This is a genomic window from uncultured Limnohabitans sp. (assembly GCF_937889215.1).
GTDB lineage: Bacteria > Pseudomonadota > Gammaproteobacteria > Burkholderiales > Burkholderiaceae_C > Limnohabitans_A.
The window spans coordinates 1-4284 of record NZ_CALBEX010000317.1; the positions used below are offsets into that span (position 1 = coordinate 1).

Consider the following 4284-nt stretch of genomic DNA (forward strand, 5'->3'; position numbering starts at 1 on the left):
CATCGGCATTACACCAGCTTGTTGGCCGATAACTGGCGGTTGACGACCACCTGGCCCTGTGTGGTGGAGGTGTGCCACTTTCTGGGTGCCAATGCCGTCCAGCGGTTTTTGCGATGGGTGTCCGAAGGTGGCGTCATCGTGTTCCCGTTTGACGTGTCGAACCTCCCTGATCTGGCTGAGCTGATGGCGCGTTACACCGCTGAGCCTCGCACAGAAATGGACTTGGCCGATGCCTCATTGGTTTGGTTGGCGCAAGACACAAACACGCTCAACGTGATGACCATGGATGTGCGCGACTTTTCGCGTTATCGATTGCCCGATGGGCGGCATTTTGAGATCTTGTGAGGCCATGCACATGAAGCGCAACAACCCATTTTCTCAGCCCGACATGGACATGCAGGACATCAGAGGCGATCGCTATGGACTCATGAATCCTGCGCTGAAAATTTTGCGTGCTGAAGGTCTGGTGTGTTTGCTGCTGGCGAGTGCCTTGTATCAAGTGCAAGGATTTTCTTGGCTTGAATTTGGCATTTGGTTTTTGGTGCCCGATGTGGCTATATTGGTTTACGTGTTGGTTAACGAGCGGCTCGGCATGTGGGCCTACAACCTGACCCACAGCACCGTGGGGGCAGGCCTTTTGGCTGTGCTGGGGCTTGCATTGAATGTGCCCGTTTTTTTGCAAGCTGCTTTGATCTGGTTTGCACACATTGGCTTTTACCGTGCCCTGGGCTTCGGATTGAAATTCCCCTTGGGTTTTCGCGTGACACATTTGGGTGTGTTGCGTGGCATGAGGGACAAGGCATGACGCCCGAGCAAATCCTCCAAGGGTTACTGCAAGGCCCCGCGCCCGTTCAACGCCGCGCCATGGCCAAAGCCATCACGTTGCTCGAATCCACCCGCACCGACCACCGCGCCTTGGCTGACGAGCTGCTCGCGGCCATGCTGCCGCACACGGGCCAATCCTTTCGCTTAGGAATAAGTGGCGTACCAGGTGTGGGCAAGTCCACCTTCATCGAGGCGCTGGGCCTTTACCTGATCGCGCAAGGCCACCGCGTGGCGGTGTTGACCATTGACCCTTCTTCCACCGTGTCGGGCGGCTCCATCTTGGGCGACAAGACCCGCATGGAGTTGCTCAGCGTGCACGAGCGTGCCTACATCCGCCCCAGCCCGAGCAGCGGCACTTTGGGTGGCGTGGCCGAAAAAACCCGCGAGTCCATGCTGGTGTGCGAAGCGGCGGATTACGACGTGGTGATTGTTGAGACCGTGGGTGTGGGCCAGAGCGAGACGGCGGTGGCCAACATGACCGACATGTTTGTGCTCATGCAGCTGCCCAATGCGGGCGACGATTTGCAGGCCATCAAAAAAGGCGTGATGGAAATCGCCGATTTGGTCGTCATCAACAAGGCCGACATCGATGCCATTGCGGCCACCCGTGCCGAGTTGCAGATCACCAGTGCCTTGCAATTGCTGGGCATGCACGGCGGCTCGGGCCATGCGCACGCCGACACCACGCTTTGGCACCCCAAGGTGGTGCAGCTGAGCGCCTTGTTGGGTCAGGGCGTGGACAATTTTTGGGCGGCGGTCAGCGAATTTCGAAGCCTGCAAACAGCCAATGGGCGATTGGGCCTGCGCCGCCAACAGCAAGCCCTGTCGTGGATGTGGGAGCGCATCGACGCCGAGCTAAAACACAATTTTCGGGCGCAGCCGGGCGTGCAAAGCCTGCTGCCCCAATTGAGCCAACAAGTCGCGGCGGGTCAACTCGCTGCGTCGACGGCGGCCCGACAACTGCTCAGCGCCTACCAGGCGCAGAGCTGAATTTCGAATCTTCCTGGAGAAAAGACAGAGCATGCAAAACATCATCGAACAACTGGAAAAAAAGCGCGCTGCTGCCCGCTTGGGCGGCGGGCAAAAGCGCATCGATGCGCAGCACGCCAAAGGCAAACTCACCGCGCGTGAACGCATCGAAGTGTTGCTCGATGAAGGCACCTTCGAAGAGTGGGACATGTTCGTGGAGCACCGCTGCACCGACTTTGGCATGCAGGACAACAAAATCCCCGGCGACGGCGTGGTCACGGGCTACGGCATGATCAACGGCCGTTTGGTGTTTGTGTACAGCCAAGACTTCACGGTGTATGGCGGTGCATTGTCCGAAACGCACGCCGAGAAAATTTGCAAAGTCATGGACCAAGCCATGAAAGTGGGCGCGCCCGTGATTGGCTTGAACGATTCGGGCGGTGCCCGAATTCAAGAAGGCGTGGCATCGCTCGGCGGCTACGCCGAAGTGTTCCAGCGCAACGTCATGGCTTCAGGTGTGGTGCCTCAGATCAGCATGATCATGGGCCCTTCGGCTGGTGGTGCGGTTTACTCGCCAGCGCTGACCGACTTCATCTTCATGGTCAAGGACACGTCTTACATGTTCGTCACCGGCCCTGAAGTGGTGAAAACCGTGACCCACGAAGAAGTCACGGCCGAGGAACTGGGCGGTGCCTTGACCCACACCACCAAGAGCGGTGTGGCCGACATGGCTTTCGAAAACGATGTGGAAGCGTTGCTCATGCTGCGCCGCCTGTACAACTACTTGCCGCTGAACAACCGAGAAAAAGCACCAGTTCGCAAGAGTGGTGACACCATCGACCGCGTTGACATGAGCCTGGACACCTTGGTGCCCGACAACCCCAACAAGGCTTATGACATGAAGGAGCTGATCCTCAAAACGGTGGACGACGGTGACTTCTTTGAATTGCAGCCCGATTACGCCAAGAACATCCTGATCGGCTTTGCCCGCATCGATGGCCAAACCGTGGGCATTGTGGCCAACCAGCCTTTGGTGTTGGCCGGTTGCTTGGACATCAAGAGCTCGATCAAGGCGGCGCGCTTTGTGCGCTTTTGCGATGCGTTCAACATCCCCGTCATCACCTTTGTGGACGTGCCCGGCTTCATGCCCGGCACCAGCCAAGAATACGGCGGCATCATCAAGCATGGTGCCAAGTTGCTCTACGCGTATGCCGAGTGCACCGTGCCGAAAATCACCGTCATCACCCGCAAAGCCTACGGCGGCGCCTACGACGTGATGGCCTCCAAGCACTTGCGTGGCGACGTGAACTTTGCCTGGCCCAATGCCGAGATTGCGGTGATGGGCGCCAAAGGCGCGGTGGAAATCATCTTCCGCGAAGACAAAGGCGACCCCGAAAAACTGGCCGCCAAAGAAGCCGAATACAAAGCCCGCTTTGCCAACCCATTTGTGGCGGCAAACCGGGGTTACATCGACGACGTCATCATGCCGCACAACACACGCAAACGCATTGCCCGTTCGCTGGTGATGCTCAAAGACAAGAAGATTGAAAACCCATGGCGCAAGCACGGGAACATTCCGTTGTAATCCCGCAGGAGAAGAAGAACATGTTTACCAAAATACTGATTGCCAACCGAGGCGAAATCGCTTGCCGCGTCATCGCCACCGCCCAAAAAATGGGCATCCAAACCGTGGCCGTTTATTCCGAAGCCGACAAAGAAGCACGCCATGTGCAACTGGCCGACGAAGCGGTGCTGATTGGCCCTGCAGCCTCTCGCGAGTCCTATCTGGTGGCCGACAAAATCATCGCCGCTGCCAAAGCCACGGGTGCGCAAGCGATCCACCCCGGCTATGGCTTCTTGAGCGAGAACGCCGAGTTCTCCAAGCGCTGCGAAGACGAGGGCATTGCCTTCATCGGCCCGCGTCACTTCTCGATTGCCGCCATGGGCGACAAGATCGAGTCGAAAAAGCTGGCGGGCGCTGCGGGCGTGAACTGCATCCCTGGCGTGAATGACGCGATTGAAACCGCTGAAAAAGCGGTCGAGATTGCCAAAGGCATTGGCTACCCCGTGATGATCAAAGCCTCAGCGGGCGGCGGTGGCAAAGGCCTGCGCGTGGCTTTTAACGACAAAGAAGCATTTGAAGGTTTCACTTCTTGCCGCAACGAAGCGCGCAACAGCTTTGGCGATGACCGTGTGTTCATCGAGAAGTTTGTCGAAGAGCCCCGTCACATTGAAATCCAGGTGCTGGGCGACAGCCACGGCAACGTGATTTACTTGAATGAGCGCGAGTGCTCGATCCAGCGCCGCCACCAAAAAGTGATCGAAGAAGCGCCGTCACCCTTCATCTCTGATGCCACTCGCAAAGCCATGGGCGAGCAAGCGGTGCTTCTGGCCAAAGCGGTGAAATACCAATCGGCGGGCACGGTGGAGTTTGTGGTCGGCAAGGACCAAAGTTTTTACTTTTTGGAGATGAACACCCGTTTGCAGGTC

5 protein-coding genes are annotated in these 4284 nt (G+C 57.7%); all 5 read left to right on the forward strand.

Translation table 11 applies throughout. The annotated features are described in order from the left end of the window. Nucleotides 1-345, forward strand: a 345-nt coding sequence (locus tag Q0341_RS08135) for a hypothetical protein (RefSeq protein WP_299511936.1), incomplete at its 5' end; no start/stop codon positions are given. 10 nt (nucleotides 346-355) lie between these two features. Beyond that, on the forward strand, nucleotides 356-805 hold the full coding sequence (locus tag Q0341_RS08140; protein ID WP_299511940.1) for a DUF4260 family protein: 450 nt from the start codon (nucleotides 356-358) through the stop codon (nucleotides 803-805). After that, the gene (gene meaB, locus Q0341_RS08145) at nucleotides 802-1815 is read left to right on the forward strand and encodes a methylmalonyl Co-A mutase-associated GTPase MeaB (protein ID WP_299511942.1); all 1014 of its coding nucleotides are present in this window, start codon (nucleotides 802-804) and stop codon (nucleotides 1813-1815) included. The genes Q0341_RS08140 and meaB overlap by 4 nt, the downstream gene beginning before the upstream one ends. A gap of 31 nt (nucleotides 1816-1846) precedes the next feature. Next, the gene (locus Q0341_RS08150; RefSeq protein WP_299511944.1) at nucleotides 1847-3379 is read left to right on the forward strand and encodes an acyl-CoA carboxylase subunit beta; all 1533 of its coding nucleotides are present in this window, start codon (nucleotides 1847-1849) and stop codon (nucleotides 3377-3379) included. Between the two features lie 20 nt (nucleotides 3380-3399). Further along, nucleotides 3400-4284 (forward strand): biotin carboxylase N-terminal domain-containing protein (locus Q0341_RS08155; RefSeq protein ID WP_299511947.1); only part of this gene is annotated, 885 nt, incomplete at its 3' end.

Coding starts and splice junctions, on each gene's coding strand:
- Q0341_RS08140 (WP_299511940.1), top strand. CDS start 356: ATGAAGCGCAACAACCCATTTTCTCAGCCCGACATGGACATGCAGGAC.
- meaB (WP_299511942.1), top strand. CDS start 802: ATGACGCCCGAGCAAATCCTCCAAGGGTTACTGCAAGGCCCCGCGCCC.
- Q0341_RS08150 (WP_299511944.1), top strand. CDS start 1,847: ATGCAAAACATCATCGAACAACTGGAAAAAAAGCGCGCTGCTGCCCGC.